We start from the raw sequence: 21,841 nt of genomic DNA on the forward strand, positions 1-21,841 counted from the left end.
GATCGGTTGTGGGGAGGCGGCCGGCCCCGCAGGGTCCTTGGGGAACCGGGAGCCGGCCGCGTCGGCGGACCGCGTCAGCCCAGCTTGCCGGTCACCTTCTCAAGCAGGTCCCAGGCGGTGGCCCCGTACTTCTCCTTCCACTCCGCGTAGAAGTTCGTCCCAGCGAGCACCTTGCGGAACGGTTCGCGGTCGATGGTGTGGAAGGTCAGCCCCTTGGCGGACAGGTCCTTCTGCAGCGATTCGGTGAGCGCGGCGATGTCGGCCCGCTGGTCGTCCGCCGAACGGTCCAGTTCGCGGGCGACGATGGCCTGGATGTCGGCGGGCAGGCGCGCGAAGGCGCGCTTGTTGCCGAGCACCCAGTAGCCGTCCCAGACATGGCCGGTCAGGCTGCAGGACTTCTGCACCTCGTACAGGCGGGCGGTGGCGATGATCGCCAGCGGGTTCTCCTGCCCCTCCACCACGGTGGTCTGCAGGGCGGAGTAGAGTTCGTTGAAGTTGATCGGCGCCGGGGCGGCGTCGATCGCCTTGAACAGCGAGGTCAGGGCCGGCGCCGGCGGCACCCGCATCTTGAAGCCCTTGATGTCCTCCGGCGTCTTGATGACGCGGGTGGAGGAGGTGACGTGGCGGAAGCCGTTGTCCCAGATCTTGCTGAGCGTCATGATCGGGGTCTTGGCGATCTCCGCCCGGACATGCTTGCCCAGCTCGCCGTCCATCGCCTGCCAGACCGCGTCATAGTCCTTGAAGGCGAAGCCCATGCTGGTGATGCCGGACAGCGGGACGAAGGTGGCGAGGATCAGCGAGGAGAGGTTGAAGATCTCCACGCCGCCGTTGCGCACCTGCCCCAGCAGGTCGGTGTCGCTGCCGAGCTGGTTGGCCGGGAACAGCTTGATGTCGAGCCGGCCGGACGTCGCCTCGCGGATGCGGTCGATGGCCTCCTGCGCGCGGATGTTGACCGGGTGGGTCGGGTCCTGGCCGGTGGCGTACTTGAACTGGAACTCGGCGGCGTTGGCCGGGCGCTTCAGGATGGTCACCAGCGGCACGGCGGCGGCGGCGGCCAGAACGGCGCGGCGGCTCGGGCGAAGAAGGCCCAGGGTCGAGTGAGCGGGGGTTTGGGGCGGCTTCTTGTCCATTGTTTCCTCTCCTGTGGTCTTTTGTCGTTCAGCGTATCGGGAACGGGCGCGGCGCGGTTCTTAGGGTGTCCTCGCTTCTGCGACAGCCGGGATGGGGTGAGCGACGGGGGTGAGGGGCGGCTTACAGCCACCCCTTGATGCTGGTTACCATGGCGTCAGTGGAAATGCCGTAGAGGTCGTGCAGCGTCGGCAGGGCGCCGGCCTTCAGGAATTCGTCGGGCAGGCCGATCTGGCGGAAGGCGCTGGGAACGACCCCGGCGCGCAGCAGCGTGCCGGCCACCGCCTCGCCCAGACCGCCGATGACCGTGTGGTTCTCGGCGACGACGACCATCCGCCCGCTGCGCCCGGCCTCGGCCAGGATGGTCTCGGTGTCGAGCGGCTTGATGGTCGGGACGTGCAGCACCGCGACGTCGACCTTGTCGGCCTCCAGGGCCTTCGCCACCTCCAGCGCCCGCATCGTCATGATGCCGGAGGAGATGACCAGCACATCGGCGCCGTCGCGCAGCCGCTTCGCCTTGCCGAGTTCGAATGTGTAATCGTACTCGTCGAGCACCAGCGGGACGTTGCCGCGCAGCAGGCGCATGTAGACCGGCCCCTGGTGGGCGGCCATGGCAGGCACCGCCTGCTCGATCTCGAGGGCGTCGCAGGGGTCGATCACCACCATGTTCGGCATGGCGCGCATCAGGGCCAGATCCTCCGCCGCCTGATGGCTGGGGCCGTAGCCCGAGGTCAGGCCCGGCAGGGCGCAGGCGATCTTGACGTTGCGGTTCTCCTCCGCGATCGTCTGGTGCACGAAGTCGTAGGCCCGGCGCGAGGCGAAGACCGCGTAGGTGGTGACGAAGGGCATGAAGCCCTCGTGCGCCAGACCGGAGGCGGCGCCCATCAGCAGCTGCTCGGCCATGCCCATCTGATAGAAGCGGTCCGGGTTGGCCTGGGCGAAGATGTGCAGGTCGGTGTATTTCGCCAGATCGGCGGTGAGGCCGACGATCTCCGGCCGGGCCTTGGCCAGCTCGACCAGGGCGTGGCCGAAGGGGGCGGGCTTGGTGCGCTGCCCTTCGCCCGCGATCGAGGCGATCATGGCGGAGGTCTTCAGGCGCGGCTTGGCGGCGGCCGGGGTGGTGGTGGCGGTGCTCATGCGGTCCTCCCGGCGTCCAGCGCGTCGAGGGCGAGCGTCCACTCGTGCGCGTCCACGCGGATGAAGTGATTCTTTTCGCGGGCTTCGAGGAAGGGCACGCCCTTGCCCATCTTGGTGTCGCAGACGATCATGCGGGGCTTGGGCTCCGGATGGTCGCGGGCGGCGTCGAAGGCGGCGACCACGGCGTCCATGTCGTTGCCGTCCACCCGCTGGACGAACCAGCCGAAGGCCTCCAGCTTGTCGACCAGCGGCTCGAAGGCCATCACCTGGGTGGAGGGGCCGTCGGCCTGCTGGTTGTTGACGTCGACGATGCCGATCAGGTTGTCGAGCTTGTAATGGGCCGCCGACATGATGGCCTCCCAGACCGAGCCCTCGTCCAGCTCGCCGTCGGAGAAGAGCGTGTAGACGCGGTTGTCCGACGCCTTGCGCTTCAGGCCGAGGGCGATGCCGACCGCGATGCTGAGGCCGAGGCCGAGCGAGCCGCCCGACATCTCCATGCCCGGCGTGTAGGCGGCCATGCCCGACATCGGCAGGCGGCTGTCGTCGCTGCCGTAGGTCTCCAGCTCCTCGGCCGGGACGATGCCGGCCTCGATCAGGGCGGCGTAGAGCGCGATGGCGTAGTGGCCGTTGGACAGCAGGAAGCGGTCGCGGCCTTCCCAGTGCGGGTCCTCCGGCCGGTAGCGCATGGCGTGGAAGTAGGACACGGCCAGCACGTCGGCGATGTCGAGAGCCTGCCCGATGTAGCCCTGGCCCTGCACCTCGCCCATCAGCACGGCGTTGCGGCGGATGCGGTAGGCGCGTTCGGTCAGGGGAACGTTGTGGCCCAGTTGGGAGGTGTCCACGGGAGTCGTCTCCAGCGTTTCGGGATCAGTGGATGAGCATGCCGCCGTTGACGTCGAGCGTGGCGCCCGTGACGTAGGACGACAGCTCCGACGCCAGGAAGAGGCAGGAGCGCGCCACGTCCTCGGCGTCGCCCAGGCGGTTCAGCGGGATGCCCTTGAGGATGTCCGCCCGCAGCTCGGGCGTCAGCTTGCCGCCGGTGATGTCGGTCTGGATCAGGCCGGGGGTGACGGAGTTGACGCGGACGTTGTCCGGACCCAGCTCCCGCGCCATCGCCTTGGCGAGGCCGAGCACGCCGGCCTTGGCGGCGCTGTAGTGCGGGCCGCCGAAGATGCCGCCGCCGCGCTGCGCCGACACCGAGGAGATGCAGACGATGGAGCCGGACTTCTGGGCGCGCATGTGCGGGACGACCGCCTGGCTCATGTAGAGCGTGCCGCGCAGGCTGACGTCGGTCACCGCCTCGTAGTTCTTCGGCTCGATGTCCATGAACTTCAGCGGCTGGGTGATGCCGGCGTTGTTGACCAGCACGTCGATGCGGCCGAACTCCTCGACCACGCGGGCGGCGGCGCTGACGCAGGCGGCCTTGTCGGTCACGTCGCAGGCGATGCCGCGGTGCGCCTCGCCCAGCTCGGCGGCGGCTTCGGCGGCCTGACCGCCGTCGAGGTCCAGGATGATCGCCCGCCCGCCGTGCAGCGCGAACAGCCGCGCCGTGGCTCGGCCGATGCCGCGCTGGGACGCCGCTCCGGTGATCACGCACACCTTGTTGGACAGCAACATGCTCGCTCCCTTTGTTCGAAGCTGGCTCCGCCATGGCGGCCGTGGGTGTGACGGCCGTGGGCGTGGCGGCCCTGGGGATGCCGCGGCGGAGCGTCGTTTTCGCTCGGTTTTGGTGGTTTTTCGGTACGGAGGGCGGATGGTCCGGGCCTCCGATCGTTGCAACAATCCTATGGTCTTGAGATGAATTCGACAAACGAATAAGATTGCCGAATGCTGAAATGAATTCATCAATATGGTGCGATGCGGAAACGGATTTCCATCAAGGCTTTGCAAGCCTTTGAGGCGGCGGCGCGGCTCGGCTCCTTCGCAACGGCGGCGCAGGATCTCGGCCTGACGCCCTCGGCGATCAGCCATCAGGTGAAGATTCTGGAGGAGCAGCTCGGCATCCGGCTGTTCCACCGGGTGCACCGGTCGGTCGCGCTGACCGACGACGGGCGGGCCTACGCCGCGGAGATCATCGCCGCCTTCGCCCGGATCGACACGGCGACCCGCAACGTCACGACGACGGGCAGCGGCACGACGATCCTGACCGTGCGCTCGATGCCCAGCTTTGCCGCGCAATGGCTGATGCCGCGGCTGGGGCGGGTGAAGGAGATCCACCCCGCCATCGACATCCGCCTGCGCGCGTCGGTCTCACCCATCGACCTGACGACGGGGGCGGTCGACGTGGACATCCGCTACAACCCCGGCCCGCCGCCGGCCGGCTGCGTGCTGGAGCTGTTTCCCGACGACGTCATCGTGCCGATGTGCTCCCCGGCGCTGGCGAACGGGCTGAACCCGATCCGCAAGCCGTCGGACATCAGCCGCCACATCCTGATCCATTCGGAAATCAACATCGTCGGCTGGCGCGACTGGGCGAACCGGCACCGCGGGGTCGAGCTGGACATGGAGCGCGGCCTGCGCTTCGACCGCTCCTTCATGGCGATCAACGCCGCGGCGAACGGCATGGGCGTGTGCCTGGACAGCCTGCTGCTCGCCCGGCAGGAGCTGCTGGCGGGCCGGCTCATCATCCCCTTCCCGACCCGTGGCCTGCGGGCGCAGGGGCATGGCTTCGTGACCCTGAAATCGACCGCCAACCTTCCCAAGATCCGGCTGTTCCGCGAGTGGCTGTTCAGCGAGCTGGAAGCCGGACGGCAGTGGGAGGAGCAGTTCCTGTCCTCACTGAACAAAAGCGATTAGGGCCTGTCAGGCGGCCGTGATGTTCGGCGGGTGCTTACAGTCCGCTGGCTTCGTCGTTCTTCTTCGCCTTCTCTTTCTTCGCCTGATCGTGATGCCACTTGATGGCGAAGAACATGCCCGTGCCCAGCACGATGATCTTGAACGGAAAGAAGACCATGGGGAACCAGTCGTACATTTTGAACATCTCCAAGCTTTGACGCTGCCCATCGTCGGGGAACCTGACGGCGGTCAGGTCGGGCGCGTGTCGTTGTCTGCGGGCGGGGCCGTCAGCCGGGTCGGCGTCGGAGCAGTCCGGACCACCGACCTCGCAGCGGGCGACCACGCACGCCGGTGCCGGGAGGGGGACGAGGCGGCCACTCCTGTTCGGATGACATCGCGTGTTCCTTCAGGAGGCAATGCCTGCATTCAATGCGTGATCCTATGCTCCATTTAGACCGACAATGTCAATTTGAATGCATCCAATACGCGTTCGAAATTCATACAAGCATGGGGGATATGGCCGATGCCCCGGCCGGAAGGCCGGCCGCTTGCCGCACGGTCTCGCGCAGACTCCCGGCGGTCCTTTGGAGCACGGACGGTACCGGAGGACGGGTCAATAGGGCAGCCGCCGACCGTCCCATGCGAACAGGCCACCGCTGTCCGTCGGCGTCAGATCGCCGAGGACACGGAGCAGATGCGCGGCGGCGACGTCGGCGCTGAACAGCCGGTCCGCAGCCACCCCGGCCTGGAAGGGGTGCGACAGGGGGGTGTCGACGGTGCCCGGATGCAGCGCGACGCAAACGGCCTCCGGCCGTGAGCGCGCCAGTTCGATGGCCGTGGTCCGGACGATCTGATTGAGCGCCGCCTTGGACGCCCGGTAGCCGTACCAGCCGCCGAGCCGGTTGTCGGCGATGCTGCCGACCTTGGCGGAGAGCGCCGCGAAGACCGCCCGCCCGCGCCGCGGCAGCCGCGGCAGGAAATGCTTGGCGGCCAGCGCCGGGCCGGTGGCGTTGACCTGGAACAGGCGCGCCATGGCGGTCGGGTCCAGGCTGCGCCAGCTCTTCTCCGGTTGCACCGCGTCCTGGTGCAGCAGGCCGCTGGCGATGAAGACGAGGTCGACCGTCCCCGCCATTGCCGCCGCCTCGGCGATGGAAGGCTCGTCGGCGAGGTCGAGAAAGCCGGTGCGCAGCTTGTCCGCCGGGGCGATGGGGCGGCGCGACAGGGCCACCACCTCCGTCACTCCCGGATCGGCCAGCAGCCGCTGCGTCACGGCGGCGCCGATGCCGCCGCTCGCCCCGATCACAGCGGCCCGGATCGACGTGGTGAAACCCGCGATTCCGCTCATGACGCCCCCTCCCGCGGAGAGTGACAACACCGCGCTCCGCCAATGGTTCAACGGCGTCGAGCGACGGCGGCGCGAACCGCCCCGCGTTTCAAATCTTGCGTCCGATCCCGCCGATAGGGTCGGAGGGTGCCTGTAACGACGCTTCCGCGCACCGAAAATTCGCCCTCTCTGCAAAAAGAGGTTTGTTGGAGCACATATCTCAAGCTATCATATTCCAGTTGTTGTAATCGTATATCGATCATTTACTGACTGGATCAAGGAGATCGCGGGTGGACGTGATCGCTGAACTGACGAGCCTGATCGGCGCCGACGCCGTCCTGACCGACCCCGCCGATCTGGACGCCGTGACCGAGGATTGGCGCGGGCGCTACCGCGGCCCGGCGCTCTGCCTCGCGCGTCCCGCCAACGCCGGACAGGTGGCCGACGTGGTGCGCTGCTGCGCCAAGCACGGCGTGCCGGTCCTGCCGCAGGGCGGCAACACCAGCCTGTGCGGCGGCGCCGTCCCGTCGGAGACCGGCCCCGCCCCGGTCATCCTCAGCCTGACCCGCATGCGCGCGGTCCGCGCCATCGACCCGGTGAACAACACGATGGAGGTCGAGGCCGGCTGCGTCCTCGCCACCGTGCAGGAGGCCGCCGCGGCCGCCGGGCGGCTCTACCCGGTCAGCCTGGGCGCCGAGGGCTCCTGCCAGATCGGCGGCACCATCGCCACCAACGCCGGCGGCACCTCGGTCCTGCGCTACGGCAACACGCGCGAGAACGTGCTGGGGCTGGAGGTCGTGCTGGCCGACGGCACCGTCTGGTCCGGCCTGTACGGCCTGCGCAAGAACAACACCGGCTACGACCTGAAGCATCTGTTCATCGGCTCGGAAGGCACGCTCGGCATCATCACCGCGGCGACCCTGAAGCTGCACCCGCTGCCGACGCGCCACGCGGTGGCCTGGGTCGGGATGGCGTCGCCGGAGGACGCGCTGACCCTGCTGACCCGCGTGCAGGAACGCAGCGCGGCCCGGCTGTCCGCCTTCGAGATGATCAACCGCCTGCAGCTCGACCTCGTGGTCGGCAACGTCCCCGGCCGGCGCAGCCCGATCGACAGCGCGGCCGACTGGCACGTCCTGATCGAGCTGTCGGACAACGGCTCCGGCGAGGCGCTCGACGCCGAGCTTCAGGCGATCCTGGAGGACGCCTTCGCCGACGGGCTGCTCAGCGACGCGGCGCTGGCCGCCAGCGAGGCGCAGCGCCACGCCATGTGGGAGATCCGCCACAGCGTGTCGGAGGCCAACAAGAAGGCCGGCGTCGGCCTGACCACCGACTGCGCGGTGCCGCTGTCGGCGGTGCCCGCCTTCATCGCGTCGGCGACCGCGGCGGTGCGCGCCCTGGTGCCCGATCTGCCGGTGATCGTGGTTGCCCATCTCGGCGACGGCAACGTCCACTTCATTCCCTTCTTCAGCTTCGATGCCTGGGAGGCCGCCGCATCGGGCGACCGCGACGCGCTTGCCGCCGCGCTGCGCCACGCCGTCAACGACGAGGCCGCCCGGCTCAAGGGCACCTTCAGCGCCGAACACGGGATCGGCCGCGTCCAGCTCGCCGAGATGGCCCGCTACAAGCCGCCGGCGGAGCTGACGCTGATGCGCGCGGTCAAGCGGGCGCTCGACCCGCAGAACATCTTCAATCCCGGACGGCTCCTGCCGCCGGGCTGACTTCCGCCTTTCCTTCCTCCGCAGCCTTTCCGCCGTCCCGGCCCATCCTCGAGGAGTTCCGACATGAGCACACGTCAATCCGGCTGGTCCCGCCGCACCCTGCTGAAAGCCGGCGCCGCCGGCACCGCGGCGCTCGCCATGCCGGCGATCTGGAGCCCGGCCCGCGCGCAGAACAAGCGCATCGTCGTGCGCGACGACGGCGGCATCTACACCAAGGCCTACGGCGAGGTCTTCTACAAGCCCTTCACCGCGGCCACCGGCATCGAGGTCGTCGGCGTCCAGGCCAACGCCGAGCCGACCGCCCAGATCCGCTCGATGGTCGAGGCGAAGTCCTACACCTGGGACATGGCCAAGATCAGCGAGCCGGCCATCCTCATGCTGACCAGCGGCGACAAGCCGATGCTGGAGAAGCACGGGCTGGAGAACGATCCGGCGGTCGCCGGCATTCCCAAGCAGTACATGTCGGAATACGGCGTCGGCACCAACGTCTACACCACCGTGCTGGCCTACCGCACCGACGCCTTCAAGGGCCGCAAGGCGCCGGCCTCCTGGAAGGACTTCTACGACGTCGCCGGCGTCGCCGGCCGCCGCGCCCTGCGCAAGCACCCCTTCGACACCATCGAGCAGGCGCTGATGGCCGACGGCGTGCCCACCGGCGAGGTCTATCCCTGCGACTTCGACCGTGCCTTCAAGGCGCTGGACCGCATCAAGAAGGACATCCCGATCTTCTGGACCAGCGGCGCGCAGGTCGAGCAGATGCTGATCTCCGGCGAGGTCGATCTCGTCCCGACCTGGGTGTCGCGCCCGCAGGCGGCGATCGCCGCCGGCGCTCCGGTCGGCATCGTCTGGGACCAGAACATCTGGGGCCTCGACAACTGGGCCATCCTGGCCGGCACCCCGAACGCCGACGCCTGCCGCCAGTTCATCAAGTTCACCTGCGACCCGAAGCGTCAGGCGGAGCTGGTGAAGTACTTCCCGGCCGGCGTCACCATGCCCGACGCCTTCAAGCACATCGACCCGGCGGTCGCCCCCAACTGCCCGACCTTCCCGGCGAACATCGAGAAGGGCGTCAAGATCAACGCGCAGTTCTGGCTGGACAACCAGCAGAAGGCGCTCGAGCGCTACAACGCCTGGCTGCTTAGCTGAGGCGACGGGACGTCGCGTCCCCGAAGACCTGTTGCTGAGGGCCCGTTTCTGAAGACCCGCGGTCGGCCGCCCCTCCCTGCTTGGCGGGGCCGGCCGCGGGGCTCCCGCATTCTTCCCCACTTTCTTTTCGACGCGAGGAGACCTGCCATGTCGTCGTCCAGCCTAACCGTCCAGGGCCTCGCCAAGCGCTACGGCGATTTCGTGGCGCTCGCCCCCACGGATCTCGTGGTCGCCGACGGTGAATTCCTGACCCTGCTCGGCCCGTCGGGCTCGGGCAAGACGACGTTGCTCAGTCTGCTCGCCGGGCTGGTTCCGCCCGACGAAGGAATCGTGCGCATCGGCGCGCAGGACGTGACCTACGCCCCGCCCTACGAGCGCGACATCGGCGTGGTGTTCCAGAACTACGCCCTGTTCCCCCACATGACGATCGCCGAGAACATCGCCTTCCCGCTGAAGATGCGGAAGATCCCGGAAGCCGAGGCGAAGAAGCGCGCCCGCGAGGCGCTTGAGATGGTCCACCTGCCGCACATCGCCGGGCGCTACCCGCGCGAGCTGTCGGGCGGCCAGCAGCAGCGCGTCGCGCTGGCCCGCTGCATGGTCTACAAGCCGTCGATCATCCTGATGGACGAGCCGCTGGGCGCGCTGGACAAGAAGCTGCGCGAGCACATGCAGCTCGAGATCAAGCATCTGCACCGCGAGCTGGGCACCACGGTCGTCTACGTCACCCACGACCAGGAAGAGGCGATGACGATGTCCGATCGCATCTGCCTGATGAATTCCGGCCGCATCGAGCAGCTGGGCACGCCGGCCGACCTCTATTTCCGCCCGCGCACGCTGTTCGTCGCCGACTTCCTCGGCGAATCCAACCTGCTGCCGGCCTCGCTGGGGCCGCGGGTGGGCGACGAGGCGGAAGTCCGGCTGGGCAGCACCGGCCTTCCGGGCCGCGCGCTCGCCAACGGCCAGGACCTGCCGCCGGGCTCCCCGGTGCGGGTGATGGTGCGGCCGCAGAACCTGACCATCGCCCGTCCGTCGGGGGATGAACCGGCCGTGATGGGCCGGGTGTCCGACGTGATGGTCACCGGCAGCCTGACCAAGGTCTACATGCAGCCGCTCGACGACGCCCTGCCGCCGCTGGTCGCCGCCTTCGCCACCCGCAACGAGGCCGAGGCGATCCGCATCGACGACGTGCTGGCGCTGTCCTGGGACAGCCGCGACGCCGTGGTGATCGCGGACCGCGGCCCGGCGGCCATGCCCGCAACCACGGCCAAGGCGGCCTGACATGAGCGACCAGATCATGACCATGTCCCACGCCGCCCCACGGCGCGGCGCCCCGCCGGCCTGGCGCAAACCGGTGCTGATGGGCGCCCCCATCGTCCTGCTGCTCACCGTCTTCCTGGTCTTCCCGGTCGGGCAGCTCCTGGCGCTCAGCGTCTACAACGGCCAGGGTTTCACGCTGGCGCCCTACCAGCAGCTCTTCTCGTCCAGCCTCTACGTCACCGTGCTGTGGATCACGCTGAAGATCTCGCTGGCGACGACGCTGGTCGCGGTGGCCGGGGCCTACCCCATCGCCTACCTGATCTCCGTCACCAAGGGTCCGGCGAAGAGCCGCCTGATCTTCTGGGTGCTGCTGGCCTTCTGGACCAGCTTCCTGGTGCGCGCCTTCGCCTGGGTCATCATCCTCGGCCGCAACGGCGTCATCAACGGCACGCTGATGTCGTTGGGCATCATCGACCGCCCGATCGACCTGCTCTACGGCTTCGGCTCGGTTCTGGTCGGCATGGTGCACGCCATGCTGCCGCTGGCGGTGATGACCATGCTGGCGGTGATGGAGAACATCGACCGCACCCTGCCCCGCGCCGCCAGCACGCTCGGCGCGCGTCCCGGCACCGCCTTCTGGACCGTCTATTTCCCGCTGTCGCTGCCCGGCGTCGCCGCCGCCGCGATCATGGTCTTCGTGACGGCCATCGGATTCTTCATCGTGCCGGCCCTGCTCGGCGGGCGGCGCGAGACGATGATCACCCAGCTCATCATCGACCAGATCCAGCAGACGCTGAACTGGGGCCTGGCGGGCGCCATCTCGGTGCTGCTGCTGATGGTGGTGCTGGCGGTGTTCCTGCTCTACGACCGCGTCTTCGGCTTCGCGACGCTGACCGGCGAGACCGCCGTGGCTGCGCACAACCGCGACACCGCCATGCGGCGGCTGGGCGGCCGGGTGCTCGGGCTTCTCGGCACGGCGAGCGACGCGCTCATCGGCCTGTTCCCGCGCCGCCGCCCGCGCGGCACCGGCGAGATGCCGTCGGCCGGCCTGCGCACGCTGGTGTGGGCGATGCTGGTGCTGATCAGCCTGCCGGCCTTCCTGATGGTCCCGCTGTCCTTCGGCGAGGCCGGTCTGGCCTGGCCGCCCACCGGCTTCTCGCTGCAATGGTACGAGCAGCTGTTCCAGTCGCCGCTGTGGATGCAGGCGCTGACCCGCTCGCTGGTGGTGGCCTTCGGCACCGGCCTGCTGTCGATGGCGATCGGCGTGCCGGCCGCCTTCCTGATGGTGCGCAGCCGCATGCGCGGCAAGGGCGCCATGCTGGCCTTCATTCTGTCGCCGGTGATCGTGCCGCGCATGATCATCGCCGTCGGCATGTTCTACCTGTTCGCCCAGATGGGGCTGGTCGGCACCATCCTGGGTCTGGTGATCGGCCACACGGTCGTCGCCGTTCCCTATGTGGTGATGACGATGACGGCGGTGCTGCGCAACTACGACACCCGGCTCGACCTCGCGGCGCAGAGCCTGGGCGCCCGTCCGCTGGCCGCGCTGCGCCACGTCACCTTCCCGATCCTGGGCGCCGGCATGCTGTCGTCCTTCCTGTTCGCCTTCGCCACCTCCTTCGACGAGCTGACCATCTCGCTGTTCTCGTCGGGCGGGCTCAGCGCCACCCTGCCCAAGCAGTTCTGGGACGAGGTGACGCTTCAGGTCTCCCCCGTCATCGCGGCGGTGTCCACCGGTCTGCTCGTCTTCGTCGCGGTGCTGATCTACGCCGCGGACCGGCTGCGCCGGCGCAGCCTGGCCTCCTGACCAGCGCCCGCGCCGACGCGTCCATCTCTTCGCACTTCCAAGGATACATCATGCTCGATGCCACCAAACTCCGCGGCATTCTGCCCGCCACCCCGACGCCGGTGACCGCCGACGGCACCATCGACGTCGCGGCGTCGAAGGCGCTGTTCTCCTGGCTGAACCGCCAGGGGATCGACGGGGTGGTTCCGCTGGGCGGCACCGGCGAGTACGGCGCGCTGGCGCGCGCCGAGCGCAACCGCTTCGCCGCCTTGACGGTCGAGGCGATGGCCGGCCGGAAGCCGGTGATCGCCGGCGTCCTCGACACCGGCTACCACGACGCCCTGGCCGCGGGCCGCGATTTCGCGGCGGCCGGCGTGGACGGCCTGCTGGTCCTGACGCCCTACTACACCAACCCGACCCAGGCCGGCATCCGCGACTATTTCCTGCGCTACGCCGACGAGTCGCCGGTGCCGATCCTGATCTACGAGATCCCCTACCGCACCCGCATCGCCGTCGATCCGGAGGTGCTGCACGAGCTGTCGCGCCATGAGCGGATCATCGGCATGAAGGCCTGCAACACCGACATGTACCATTTCCTGCGCACGATGGCCGGGCTGGACCCGTCCTTCGCCATGCTGAGCGGCGAGGACACGCTGTTCCCGATGCATGTGGCCGCGGGCGCCAAGGGCGGCATCGTGGTCACCGCCAACCTCCTGCCGCGTGCCTGGCGCATGGTCTTCGACCTCGCCGCGTCCGGCAAGACCGCCGAGGCGCTGGAGGTGCACCGCACCCTCATCCCGATGATGAACCTCGCCTTCGCCGAGACCAACCCCGGCCCGATGAAGTCGGTGATGGATCTCATCGGCGTGAACGCCCCGGCGATGCTGCCGCCGCTGCGCGAGCCGCGGGCGGAGCTGCGCGAGGCGCTGAAAAGCGAACTGTCGCGCCTCCTGACCACCTATGAAGGGCTGCCGGCCGCCGCGGTGGCCTGACCGGTAGCAACGCTTGCGCGTGGCATCCGGCACGCCGGATGCTATGCGTAGGCGAACCATGCCGACGACGCGAGGACGAGCACCGATGAAGGCCGGAAAGACCACCAGGACGGGCGGCATGGCGGAGGAGGACGGCCAACAGGCCGGCACCGCGCCGGCCGTGAAGCCGAAGGCCGACCCGCGCGAATCCTCGCTGTTCGTCGGCTCGACCGAGAAGACCTTCCAGATCCTGCACGCCTTCGACGGCCCGCACCGGCAGATGCCCTTGTCCGAGATCGCCAAGGCGGCGGGGCTGGACCGCAGCGCCGCCCAGCGGCTGGTCTACACGCTGGAGACGCTCGGCTACCTGCGGCGCGTCCACGGCACGCGCAACTACGCGCTCAGCCCGAAGATGCTGCAGTTCTCCTACAACTACCTGCGGGCGAACGAACTGATCGAGAAGGCGTCGCCCTATCTGCTGGAAATCAGCCGGAGCGTCGGCGAGACCGCCAACCTCCAGGAGCTGGACGGCCACGAGATCGTCTTCGTCGCCCGTTTCCCCGGCCGGCATCTGGTGAACATCGACATCATGGTCGGCAGCCGGCTGCCCGCCTACTTCACTGCGTCGGGAACCGCCATCCTGTCGCGCCTGTCGGAGGAGGAGCGGGAGGAGATCCTGGCCCGCACCGACCTCCGCCCGCTCACCCCCTTCACCGTGAACGACCCCGGCCGGCTGCGCGCCCGCGTGCAGGAGGCGGCCGAAAAAGGCTACGCCGTGGTGACCAACGAGACGGTGATGGGCGACATCTCGGTCGCCGCCGCCATCACCGACGAGCATGGGCACGCGGTCGCCGGCCTGAACATCTCCGTCCCCACCACCCGCTGGACGCCGGAAACGGCCGAACAGGAACTCGCCCGCCATGTGCTGGTGGCGGCGACCTCGATCTCCGTCAACAAGTTCGCCGGCTACCCGCGGTAACGGCGTCAGGACGGAAGCGTCGGCACGGCGGCGATCAGCCGCCGCGTGTAGGGGTGCTCCGGCGCGGCGAACAGGCGGTCGCCCGGCCCTTCCTCGACGATGGCGCCGGCGGCCATCACCACGACCCGGTCGGCGATGGCCTCGACCACGGCAAGGTCGTGGCTGATGAACAAATACGTCAGCCCATGCCGCTCCTTCAGCGCCGCCAGGAGATGCAGCACCTGCTGTCGGACCGAGACGTCGAGGGCGGACACCGCCTCGTCGAGCACGATGATCCTCGCCCCGGCGGCGAGCGCCCGCGCGATGGCGACGCGCTGCGCCTGCCCGCCCGACAGCTCATGCGGGTAGCGGTCCAGGATGGCGGGGTCGAGGTCGACCGACCGCATCAGCCCGGCCAGCCGCCCCTCCCGCTCCGCGGCGGGCACACCGGCCAGGAAGCGCAGCGGCGCCGTCAGGGTTCGCCGGATCGTCTTGCGCGGGTTGAGCGAGGACAGCGGGTCCTGGAAGACATACTGCACCGTCCGGCCCAGCGCACGCGGCCCTTCGGCGGCCAGCTCGGCGAGGGGACGCCCGTCGAGCCGGACGGTCCCGCCGGTCGGCCGGCTCAGCCCGACGAGGCTGCGGGCGAGCGTCGACTTGCCGCTGCCCGACTCCCCGACGATCCCCAGCGTTTCCCCGGCGGCCACCCGCAGCGATACGGCTTTCAAGGCAGTGATCGCCGGGCGTGACCGCCCGAACAGGGACCGGCGCGCCGCGTAGGTCTTGACCAGATCGCGAACCTCGACCGCCCAGCCCACCGACGACGCCCCCCGCGGCGACGTCTCCGGTCGCCGTGACCGCCCGAGGACCGGCACGGCGGCGAGCAGGCGCCGGGTGTAGGCGTGCCGCGGGCGGGTGAGGACGCTGCGGGTGTCGCCCTCCTCGACGATTTCCCCCTGGAACATCACGGCCACCCGGTCGCAGAGGCGGGCGATGACTCCGAAATCGTGGCTGATGAAGACGACGGCGAGGCGGCGGTGGCGGCGCAGATCGTCCAGCAGGTCCAGGATCTCGGCCTGGACGGTGACGTCGAGCGCGGTGGTCGGCTCGTCGGCGATGATCAGCTCCGGGTCGTTGGCCAGCGCCATGGCGATGCCGACCCGCTGGCGCTGCCCGCCCGACAACTCGTGCGGGTGGGCGTGGACGAGGGTGGCGGGGTCGGGCAGCTTCACGGCGGCGAACAGTTCCACCACCCGCCGGTCGGCCTCAGCCCGCGGCACCGGGCGATGGGCGCGCAGCGCCTCGGCCACCTGCGCGCCGACCGGCATCAGCGGATGGAGCGTCGTCAGCGGGTCCTGGAAGACATAGGCGATCCGCCCGCCGCGCAGCCGTTGCAACGCCCCGATCGGCAGCGTCAGCAGATCGTCTCCGGCGAACCGCACCGATCCGCCGCGAACCACGCCCGGCGGCGAGGCGACGAGCCGTGCGATGGACAGCGCCGTGACCGACTTGCCGGACCCGGACTCGCCGATGATGCCCAGGCATTCGCCGGGGGCGACGCACAGGTCGACGCCCTTCACCGCGTCCACCGGGCCGTCCGCCCGATTGCCCGCCGTGTCGAAGGCCGTGCGCAGGCCAGTGACCTGCAGCAGCGCGCCAGGGTCCGGGGCCGAATTCCCGCCGCCCCCGGCAGCCCGCTCCACCCGCGTGGCGGCGCCCGGCGCGCCGGGGATGCCGGAGCGCAGGCGCGGGTCGAGCGCGTCGCGCAGCCCGTCGCCGATCAGGTTCATGCTCATCACGATCAGGAAGACGACCAGCCCCGGCACCGCCGCGACGTGCGGCGCGGTGATCAGCGCCTTGCGCCCCTCGCTCAGCATCGAGCCGAGGTCCGCCTGCGGCGGCTGCGACCCCAGCCCCAGGAAGGACAGGCCGGCGGTCTCCAGGATCATCCAGCCCACGGTGGTCGAGGCGGTGATGATGATGACCGGCAGGACGTTGGGCAGCACCTCGCCCAGCAGGATGCGCGCCTCGCCCATGCCGGACAGGCGTGCCGCGTCCACGAACTCCCGGCGGCGCAGGCCGGCGGTGGCGCCGCGGACGTTGCGCGCGAAGAAAGGAATGTTGGCGACCACCACGGCGTAGAGCGCGTTGAGCAGCCCCGGCCCCAGCGCCGCCACGATGGCGAGCGCCAGCAGCAGGTAGGGGAAGGCCATCAGCACGTCGATGCCGCGCATCAGCACGCCGTCGGTCCGCCCGCCCGCGTAGCCGGCGACCAGGCCGATGGCCGACCCGACCAGCGCCGCGAGGAGGGAGGCCGCGACGCCGACCCCCAGGCTCAGCCGCGTCCCCCAGACCAGCCGGGCCAGCACGTCGCGCCCCAGGGTGTCGGTGCCGAGCCACGCCCCGGCGCTGAAGGGCGGCAGCAGGCGCCGGGCGGGGTCGATGGCGTCCGGGTCGGCCAGCGGCAGGACGGGCGCGGCGAGCGCGGCCAGGACGATCAGCGTCAGCAGCACGAGCCCCAGCGCCGCCAGCCGGTTGCGCATCACGCGGCGCAAGAGAGCCAAGCCGCCCCTCACGGCGCGATCCTCGGGTCGAGCAGGCGTTGCAGTATGTCGGCCAGCAGATTGAACAGCACATAGCTGGCCGCGACCACCAGGACGCCGCCCTGGACCAGCAGCACATCGCGCGTCGCGATGGCGTTGACCAGCATGCGGCCGATGCCCGGCCACTGGAACACCGTCTCGATGTAGACCGCTCCGCCCAGGACGAAGCCGGCCTGGATGCCGATCACCGGGATCACCGTCACCATGGCCGCCCGCAGCGCGTGGCCGAACACCACGCGGCGCTCCGTCAGCCCCTTGGCGCGGGCGGTGCGGACGAAGTCCTGGCGCAGCACCTCCAGCATGGCCGACCGCGTCAGCCGGGCGATCACCCCGGCGGCCACGATGGCGAGCGTCGCCGCCGGCAGCGCCAGATGCCACAGCAGGTCCGGCAGGTCCCCGCCGCCGTAGATGGAGACCATGCCGCTCACCGGCAGAAGCTGCCAGCGGACGGCGAAGACCAGGATCAGCAGCAGGCCGAGCCAGAAGGTCGGCATGGAGATCCCCACCAGCACGGCCAGAGTCACCAGCTTGTCGGCGAGGCCAAACTGCCGCACGGCGGACAGGATGCCGGCCAGCAGCCCGAGCACCGACGCCAGCACCAGCGCGGCACCGGCCAGCACCAGCGTGGCGGCGAAGCGCTCCGTCACCTCGTCGAGAACCGGCCGGTTGAGGCTGGAGGAACGCCCGAGGTCGCCCGCCAGCACGTTGCCCAGCCACGTCGCGTAGCGCACCGGCAGGCTGTGGTCGAGGCCGAGGTCCTGGCGGAGCCGCGCCACGTTCTCCGGCGTCGCGTAGGGGCCGAGGATCGCGGTCGCCGGGTCGCCGGGGATCAGCGCCATGATCAGGAAGACGATCACGCTGAGCCCGAACAGCACGGGGACGAGCGCCGCGAGGCGGCCGAGGATGTAAGACCTCACGGGCGCCCCCTCAATCCTTCGACACGCGGTCGAGCAACAGGAAGAAGGACGGCTCCAGCGCGAAGCCGCGCACCGCCGCGGTGGTGACGGCGTTCTGCTTCCAGTGCGCCACGAAGGCCCAGGGCGCATCCTCCACGATAATGCGCTCGGCCTGCCGGTAGAGCGCCCCCCGCTCGTCCCGGTCGCCGCTGCGCCGCGCCCGTTCCAGCAGCCGGTCAAGCTCCGGATTCGCGTAGTAGCCGGAGTTGAACCCGCCCGCCTCCGGCAGAGCGCCGGAGCGCAGGGTCAGGTACGGCAGGGTGTCAGGATCGTTGGTCATCCAGGCCATTTCGGCCATGTCCGCCGCCTCGCCCAGCCCGCCGTTCACCCGCGCCAGGAAGCTGTTCCATTCGTAGGTTTCGATGGTGACGGCCAACCCCACGGCGGCGAGGTTCGCCTGGATCGCCGTTCCCATGGCGACGGAGTCGAGCATCCCGGACCCGCCCTCCGCCACATAGAAGGTGAGCCGCGCGCCCTCCGCCTTGGCCTCCTTCAGCAGCGCCCGCGCCCTGTCCGGGTCGTAGGGATAGCCCGTGGCCGCGGGGTCGGTGGCCCAGTCGAAGGCGGGGGCGGTGGGGCCACGGGCCGGGATCGCCGTGCCCTGCAAAATGCTATCGGCGATGGCCCGCTTGTCGATGGCGTAATTCACCGCCTGCCGGACGCGACGGTCCTTCAGCGGCCCGTGCCGGGTGTTCAGGATCAGGAACCACAGGTGCGGCCCGGCCTGCTCGTGCACCCGGAAGCCGTCGCCGTCGCGGAACTGCGACAGCGCGTCGGCCGGCACCTCCACCATCACGTCCAGGCCGCCGGCCAGCATCTCCATCGCCCGGGTGTTGGGGTCGCTGACCGGGCGGAAGATCACCGCGCGCAGTTTGGCGGGTGTGCCCCAATAGTCCGGGTTGCGCTCGATGGTCAGGCGCCGGCTGCCCTGCCACTCGACGAAGCGGAAGGGTCCGGTGCCGACCGGCCGCCGGCCGAACCCCCGGCCCTCCTTCATCACGGCCGTGGGCGAGACGATCAGGCCCGTCGGGTAGGCGAGGTTGGAGAGGAAGGGCGCGAAGGGCTCCTTCAGCATGATGCGGACGGTGAGCGGGTCCGGCGCCTCGACCCGGTCGATGGCCGCGAAGAAGAAGGCCAGCGGGAAGGGGCCGGTGTCCGCGGCTGGATGCGCCTTGTCCAGCATGCGGTCGAAGTTGAATTTCACCGCCTGGGCGTCGCAGGGCGTGCCGTCGTGGAAGGTGACGCCCGGACGCAGCGCGAAGCGGTAGGTCAGCCCGTCGTCGGAGACGGTCCAGCGCTCGGCCAGCGCGGGCTCGACATCCAGGGTTCCGGGCCGGTAGCGGACCAGCCCTTCATAGAGGTTGACCAGGATGCGGAAATCGTTGGTGGCGGTGCTGACCGCCGGGTCCAGCGACGCCGGTTCGGCGATCTGGCCGACGACCAGCACGTCCTTCGGCACCGGCGCCGCCCGGAGCGGCGCGCCCGGCAAGGCGAGAAGAGCGCCGAGTAGCAGGCCCGCGAGCGCGCGTCGGAGTCCAGTCATTGCGTCCCAGTCGTCGAAGTCGATCCGACCGTATCAATGCCGGGAAGGGGAGGTTGTTGCGCCGCTCCCGCTCCGCCGCGGCCCCCTTGCGATGCTTCGCGGGTCAGTCCGGCTCCCGGCAGGCGGCGAGAATCCGACCGCGCAGCCAGCGGTGGGCCGGGTCGGCGTCCTGCCGGGGATGCCACATCTGCGTCACCACGACCTCGTCCAAGACGGTCGCCAGACCGGCGGGAAGCGGCAGGGTGCGCACCCCGGCCACCCCGGCGGCGAGCTGGCGTTCGGACACCAGCGCGGTCAGGTCGGAGGCGCGGACGATCGCCAGGGCCGCCGGGAAGCTCGGCACCACCGCCACCACCTTGCGGGCGAGGCCGAGGGCGGCCAGCGCCTCGTCCATGCGGTCGCGCACCAGCCCGCGCCGCGAGGTCAGCACATGGCCGCAGGCGGCGTACTGGTCCGGCGTCACCGTCTCCAGGCGGGCCAGCGGGTGGCCCTCCCGCACGGCGGCGACCAGCCGGTCGCGGAGCAGGCTCTGCACCTTCAGCTCCGGCGTGGTTTCCGAATGCACCCCGATGTCGAGGTCGATCAGCCCGTCGCGCAACGCCTGCGCGTCGCGGTTGCCTCGCGGCGCGAAGCGCAGAAGGACGCCGGGCGCTTCGGCGGCGACGCGGCCGACCAGCCGGGCCGCGTAGACCTCGATGAAGCTCTCGCTGGCGCGCAGGGTGAAGCCGCGCTCCAGCCGGGCGATGTCGATGGCCTCCGCCGGACGCAGCACCGCGCGGACCTCCTCGGCGAGGCCGGGCACCCGCTCCCGCAACTGGACGGCCCGCGGCGTCGGGACGAGGCCGCGCCCGGCGCGGACGAGCAGCGGGTCGCCGGTGACCGCGCGCAGGCGCGCCAGGGTGCGGCTCATCGCGGACTCGCTGAGGCCGAGCCGGCGCGCCGCCTTGACGACGCTGCCCTCCGACAGCAGCGCATCGAGCGCGAGGAGGAGGTTGAGATCGGGATCGGCCATGGAGCCCGAGGCTAACACATGGCGCTTGGTGCAGGAATAACCTGCACGGGCGGCGTCTTCCGCCATGCCAAGTGGAGAGCGACATTGATCCAACCCCTGTTGGAGACGCCAATGCCCCGTTCCGCCCTTGCCCGAACACCCGATTCCCCGCATCCCGACGGGCTGCCCATGCCCCGCCGCGCCGTGGCCGGCGCGTCCGTCATCGCGGCGATTGTGCTCGTCGTGCTCGACGCCGCCATCGCCAACCTCGCCCTGCCGACCGTCGCCAACACGCTCGGAGTTCCACCCGCCGACACCGTCTGGATCATCACCGCCTACCAGCTGGCGCTGGTGATCGCGCTCCTGCCCGTCGGCGCCCTCGGCGAGAGTCTCGGGCACCGCCGGGTGTTCACCGGCGGGGTGCTGCTGTTCACCGTGGCCTCCGCCGGCTGCGCCCTGGCGCCGACGCTGCCCTGGCTGATCGCCGCGCGCTTCGTGCAGGGGCTCGGCGGCGCGGCGGTGATGGCGCTGGGCGTCGCGCTGCTGCGCTTCGTCTATCCGCAGCGGCTGCTCGGCGCCGCCATCGGCTGGAACGCCCTGGCCATCGCGCTGGCCTCGGCGGCGGGACCGACGATCGGGGCGGGCATCCTCGCCGTCGCCCCCTGGCCCGTCCTGTTCGCGGTCAACATCCCGGTCGGGATCGTGGTTCTGGCGACCGCCCGCGCGCTGCCCGCCGTCGCGGGAACCAAGCGCCGCCTCGATCCCGCCAGCGTCGCCCTCAACACCGGCTTCTTCGCAGCCCTGGTGATGGGGGCGGAAGCCATCGCATCACAGCCCCTGCGCGGCGGCGCGCTGCTGCTGGCCGCGACGCTCTGCCTTGCCGGGCTGGTCCGGCGCGAAAAGGACCGCGAGGCGCCGCTGGTGCCGCTCGACCTGCTGCGGGTGCGCTCGTTCCGCCTGTCGGTGGTCGCCTCCGTCCTCTGCTTCACCGGCCAGATGGCCGCCGCCGTGGCCCTGCCCTTCTACCTGCAGCACGGGCTCGGCCAGGGCATCGTCACGGCGGGGCTGTTCCTGGTGCCGTGGCCGCTGGCGACCGCCGTCGCCGCACCCATCGCCGGCCGGCTGTCCGACCGTGTGGGAACGGGCTGGCTGTGCGCCGTGGGCGGCCTGCTGCTCGCCGCCGGCCTCGCCCTGTCGGCGGCCTGGCCGCTGGAACAGGACCCGCGGCCGCTGCTGGCCTTCATGGTGATGTGCGGGTTCGGCTTCGGGCTGTTCCAGACGCCCAACAACCGCAACATGCTGCTGACCGTGCCCAAGGCGCGCAGCGGCGCCGCCGGCGGGATGCAGGGCACCGCGCGTCTGGTCGGCCAGACCGCCGGCGCGGTGCTGATGACCGTGCTGTTCTCGCTGCTGTCCGGCCCGGAGGCGGCGCCGCGCCTCGGCCTCGCCGTGGCCGCCGCCCTCACCCTGGTTGCCGGCCTGACCAGCCTGCTGCGCGTCCCTGCGAAAGGCGCGGCGGAGGCCGTAGAGGCGCCGGCCCTCCGGTGA

General features: G+C 70.3%; 18 protein-coding genes. 8 read left to right on the forward strand and 10 right to left on the reverse strand.

Features of this window, described 5'->3' with window-relative positions; genetic code table 11:
• Window positions 1–74 precede the first annotated feature (74 nt).
• From ACWPN5_RS23190 to ACWPN5_RS23205, 4 genes are all read right to left on the reverse strand, one after another.
• Window positions 75–1,130: a TRAP transporter substrate-binding protein gene (locus ACWPN5_RS23190; RefSeq protein ID WP_492297587.1), complete on the reverse strand. Its 1,056-nt coding sequence runs from the start codon at window positions 1,128–1,130 to the stop codon at window positions 75–77.
• A 121-nt stretch (window positions 1,131–1,251) separates the two neighbouring features.
• Window positions 1,252–2,265 (reverse strand): transketolase family protein, encoded by a 1,014-nt coding sequence (locus ACWPN5_RS23195; protein WP_200476493.1) that lies wholly within the window; start codon window positions 2,263–2,265, stop codon window positions 1,252–1,254.
• The gene (locus ACWPN5_RS23200; RefSeq protein ID WP_186466186.1) at window positions 2,262–3,107 is read right to left on the reverse strand and encodes a transketolase; all 846 of its coding nucleotides are present in this window, start codon (window positions 3,105–3,107) and stop codon (window positions 2,262–2,264) included. The genes ACWPN5_RS23195 and ACWPN5_RS23200 overlap by 4 nt, the downstream gene beginning before the upstream one ends.
• A gap of 25 nt (window positions 3,108–3,132) precedes the next feature.
• On the reverse strand, window positions 3,133–3,882 hold the full coding sequence (locus ACWPN5_RS23205) for an SDR family NAD(P)-dependent oxidoreductase (RefSeq protein WP_145689446.1): 750 nt from the start codon (window positions 3,880–3,882) through the stop codon (window positions 3,133–3,135).
• A 240-nt stretch (window positions 3,883–4,122) separates the two neighbouring features.
• Here ACWPN5_RS23205 and ACWPN5_RS23210 point away from each other — a divergent pair, with 240 nt between their 5' ends.
• Entirely contained in the window at window positions 4,123–5,061 is a 939-nt protein-coding gene (locus ACWPN5_RS23210; protein WP_492297590.1) for a LysR substrate-binding domain-containing protein, read from the forward strand.
• Window positions 5,062–5,095: 34 nt separating this feature from the next.
• Here ACWPN5_RS23210 and ACWPN5_RS23215 read toward each other — a convergent pair whose 3' ends face one another.
• Window positions 5,096–5,383, reverse strand: a complete 288-nt coding sequence (locus ACWPN5_RS23215) for a hypothetical protein (protein WP_145689449.1) — start codon at window positions 5,381–5,383, stop codon at window positions 5,096–5,098.
• Window positions 5,384–5,653: 270 nt separating this feature from the next.
• Window positions 5,654–6,385 carry an SDR family NAD(P)-dependent oxidoreductase gene (locus tag ACWPN5_RS23220; RefSeq protein ID WP_145689450.1) on the reverse strand — a complete coding sequence of 244 codons (732 nt, stop codon included), beginning with the start codon at window positions 6,383–6,385 and terminating at the stop codon, window positions 5,654–5,656.
• 269 nt (window positions 6,386–6,654) lie between these two features.
• On the opposite strand from ACWPN5_RS23220, the gene ACWPN5_RS23225 reads away from it, so the two are divergent.
• The 6 genes from ACWPN5_RS23225 (at window position 6,655) to ACWPN5_RS23250 (ending at window position 14,221) form a co-directional block, all read left to right on the forward strand.
• Window positions 6,655–8,082 (forward strand): FAD-binding oxidoreductase, encoded by a 1,428-nt coding sequence (locus tag ACWPN5_RS23225; RefSeq protein WP_492297593.1) that lies wholly within the window; start codon window positions 6,655–6,657, stop codon window positions 8,080–8,082.
• Between the two features lie 63 nt (window positions 8,083–8,145).
• Window positions 8,146–9,228 carry an ABC transporter substrate-binding protein gene (locus ACWPN5_RS23230; RefSeq protein WP_492297594.1) on the forward strand — a complete coding sequence of 361 codons (1,083 nt, stop codon included), beginning with the start codon at window positions 8,146–8,148 and terminating at the stop codon, window positions 9,226–9,228.
• A gap of 147 nt (window positions 9,229–9,375) precedes the next feature.
• Window positions 9,376–10,506 (forward strand): ABC transporter ATP-binding protein, encoded by a 1,131-nt coding sequence (locus tag ACWPN5_RS23235; protein ID WP_492297596.1) that lies wholly within the window; start codon window positions 9,376–9,378, stop codon window positions 10,504–10,506.
• A gap of 1 nt (window position 10,507) precedes the next feature.
• Window positions 10,508–12,292, forward strand: coding sequence for an ABC transporter permease subunit (locus ACWPN5_RS23240; RefSeq protein ID WP_492297598.1), 1,785 nt, complete (start codon window positions 10,508–10,510; stop codon window positions 12,290–12,292).
• A gap of 50 nt (window positions 12,293–12,342) precedes the next feature.
• A complete protein-coding gene (gene dapA / locus ACWPN5_RS23245; protein WP_200476480.1) occupies window positions 12,343–13,263 on the forward strand; it encodes a 4-hydroxy-tetrahydrodipicolinate synthase in 921 nt (306 codons plus the stop codon).
• Window positions 13,264–13,348: 85 nt separating this feature from the next.
• Window positions 13,349–14,221 carry an IclR family transcriptional regulator gene (locus ACWPN5_RS23250; protein WP_186466187.1) on the forward strand — a complete coding sequence of 291 codons (873 nt, stop codon included), beginning with the start codon at window positions 13,349–13,351 and terminating at the stop codon, window positions 14,219–14,221.
• A gap of 5 nt (window positions 14,222–14,226) precedes the next feature.
• Here ACWPN5_RS23250 and ACWPN5_RS23255 read toward each other — a convergent pair whose 3' ends face one another.
• The 4 genes from ACWPN5_RS23255 to ACWPN5_RS23270 all read right to left on the reverse strand — a co-directional run bounded on the left by ACWPN5_RS23255 (window position 14,227) and on the right by ACWPN5_RS23270 (window position 20,314).
• A complete protein-coding gene (locus ACWPN5_RS23255; protein WP_492297601.1) occupies window positions 14,227–16,764 on the reverse strand; it encodes a dipeptide ABC transporter ATP-binding protein in 2,538 nt (845 codons plus the stop codon).
• A gap of 8 nt (window positions 16,765–16,772) precedes the next feature.
• On the reverse strand, window positions 16,773–17,720 hold the full coding sequence (locus ACWPN5_RS23260; protein ID WP_145689457.1) for an ABC transporter permease: 948 nt from the start codon (window positions 17,718–17,720) through the stop codon (window positions 16,773–16,775).
• 10 nt (window positions 17,721–17,730) lie between these two features.
• A complete protein-coding gene (locus ACWPN5_RS23265; protein ID WP_492297603.1) occupies window positions 17,731–19,302 on the reverse strand; it encodes an ABC transporter substrate-binding protein in 1,572 nt (523 codons plus the stop codon).
• 103 nt (window positions 19,303–19,405) lie between these two features.
• On the reverse strand, window positions 19,406–20,314 hold the full coding sequence (locus ACWPN5_RS23270) for a LysR family transcriptional regulator (protein WP_492297605.1): 909 nt from the start codon (window positions 20,312–20,314) through the stop codon (window positions 19,406–19,408).
• A 111-nt stretch (window positions 20,315–20,425) separates the two neighbouring features.
• Between ACWPN5_RS23270 and ACWPN5_RS23275 the strand changes: the two genes are divergently transcribed.
• The gene (locus ACWPN5_RS23275) at window positions 20,426–21,841 is read left to right on the forward strand and encodes an MFS transporter (protein ID WP_492297606.1); all 1,416 of its coding nucleotides are present in this window, start codon (window positions 20,426–20,428) and stop codon (window positions 21,839–21,841) included.

This window comes from Azospirillum sp. UENF 211521, from assembly GCF_058780535.1.

What these genes read in the sequence shown, in the direction of transcription:
- ACWPN5_RS23190 (WP_492297587.1), bottom strand. Translation starts at nt 1,130, where the DNA reads ATGGACAAGAAGCCGCCCCAAACCCCCGCTCACTCGACCCTGGGCCTT.
- ACWPN5_RS23195 (WP_200476493.1), bottom strand. Translation starts at nt 2,265, where the DNA reads ATGAGCACCGCCACCACCACCCCGGCCGCCGCCAAGCCGCGCCTGAAG.
- ACWPN5_RS23205 (WP_145689446.1), bottom strand. Translation starts at nt 3,882, where the DNA reads ATGTTGCTGTCCAACAAGGTGTGCGTGATCACCGGAGCGGCGTCCCAG.
- ACWPN5_RS23210 (WP_492297590.1), top strand. Translation starts at nt 4,123, where the DNA reads ATGCGGAAACGGATTTCCATCAAGGCTTTGCAAGCCTTTGAGGCGGCG.
- ACWPN5_RS23220 (WP_145689450.1), bottom strand. Translation starts at nt 6,385, where the DNA reads ATGAGCGGAATCGCGGGTTTCACCACGTCGATCCGGGCCGCTGTGATC.
- ACWPN5_RS23230 (WP_492297594.1), top strand. Translation starts at nt 8,146, where the DNA reads ATGAGCACACGTCAATCCGGCTGGTCCCGCCGCACCCTGCTGAAAGCC.
- ACWPN5_RS23235 (WP_492297596.1), top strand. Translation starts at nt 9,376, where the DNA reads ATGTCGTCGTCCAGCCTAACCGTCCAGGGCCTCGCCAAGCGCTACGGC.
- ACWPN5_RS23240 (WP_492297598.1), top strand. Translation starts at nt 10,508, where the DNA reads ATGAGCGACCAGATCATGACCATGTCCCACGCCGCCCCACGGCGCGGC.
- dapA (WP_200476480.1), top strand. Translation starts at nt 12,343, where the DNA reads ATGCTCGATGCCACCAAACTCCGCGGCATTCTGCCCGCCACCCCGACG.
- ACWPN5_RS23250 (WP_186466187.1), top strand. Translation starts at nt 13,349, where the DNA reads ATGAAGGCCGGAAAGACCACCAGGACGGGCGGCATGGCGGAGGAGGAC.
- ACWPN5_RS23265 (WP_492297603.1), bottom strand. Translation starts at nt 19,302, where the DNA reads ATGACTGGACTCCGACGCGCGCTCGCGGGCCTGCTACTCGGCGCTCTT.
- ACWPN5_RS23270 (WP_492297605.1), bottom strand. Translation starts at nt 20,314, where the DNA reads ATGGCCGATCCCGATCTCAACCTCCTCCTCGCGCTCGATGCGCTGCTG.
- ACWPN5_RS23275 (WP_492297606.1), top strand. Translation starts at nt 20,426, where the DNA reads ATGCCCCGTTCCGCCCTTGCCCGAACACCCGATTCCCCGCATCCCGAC.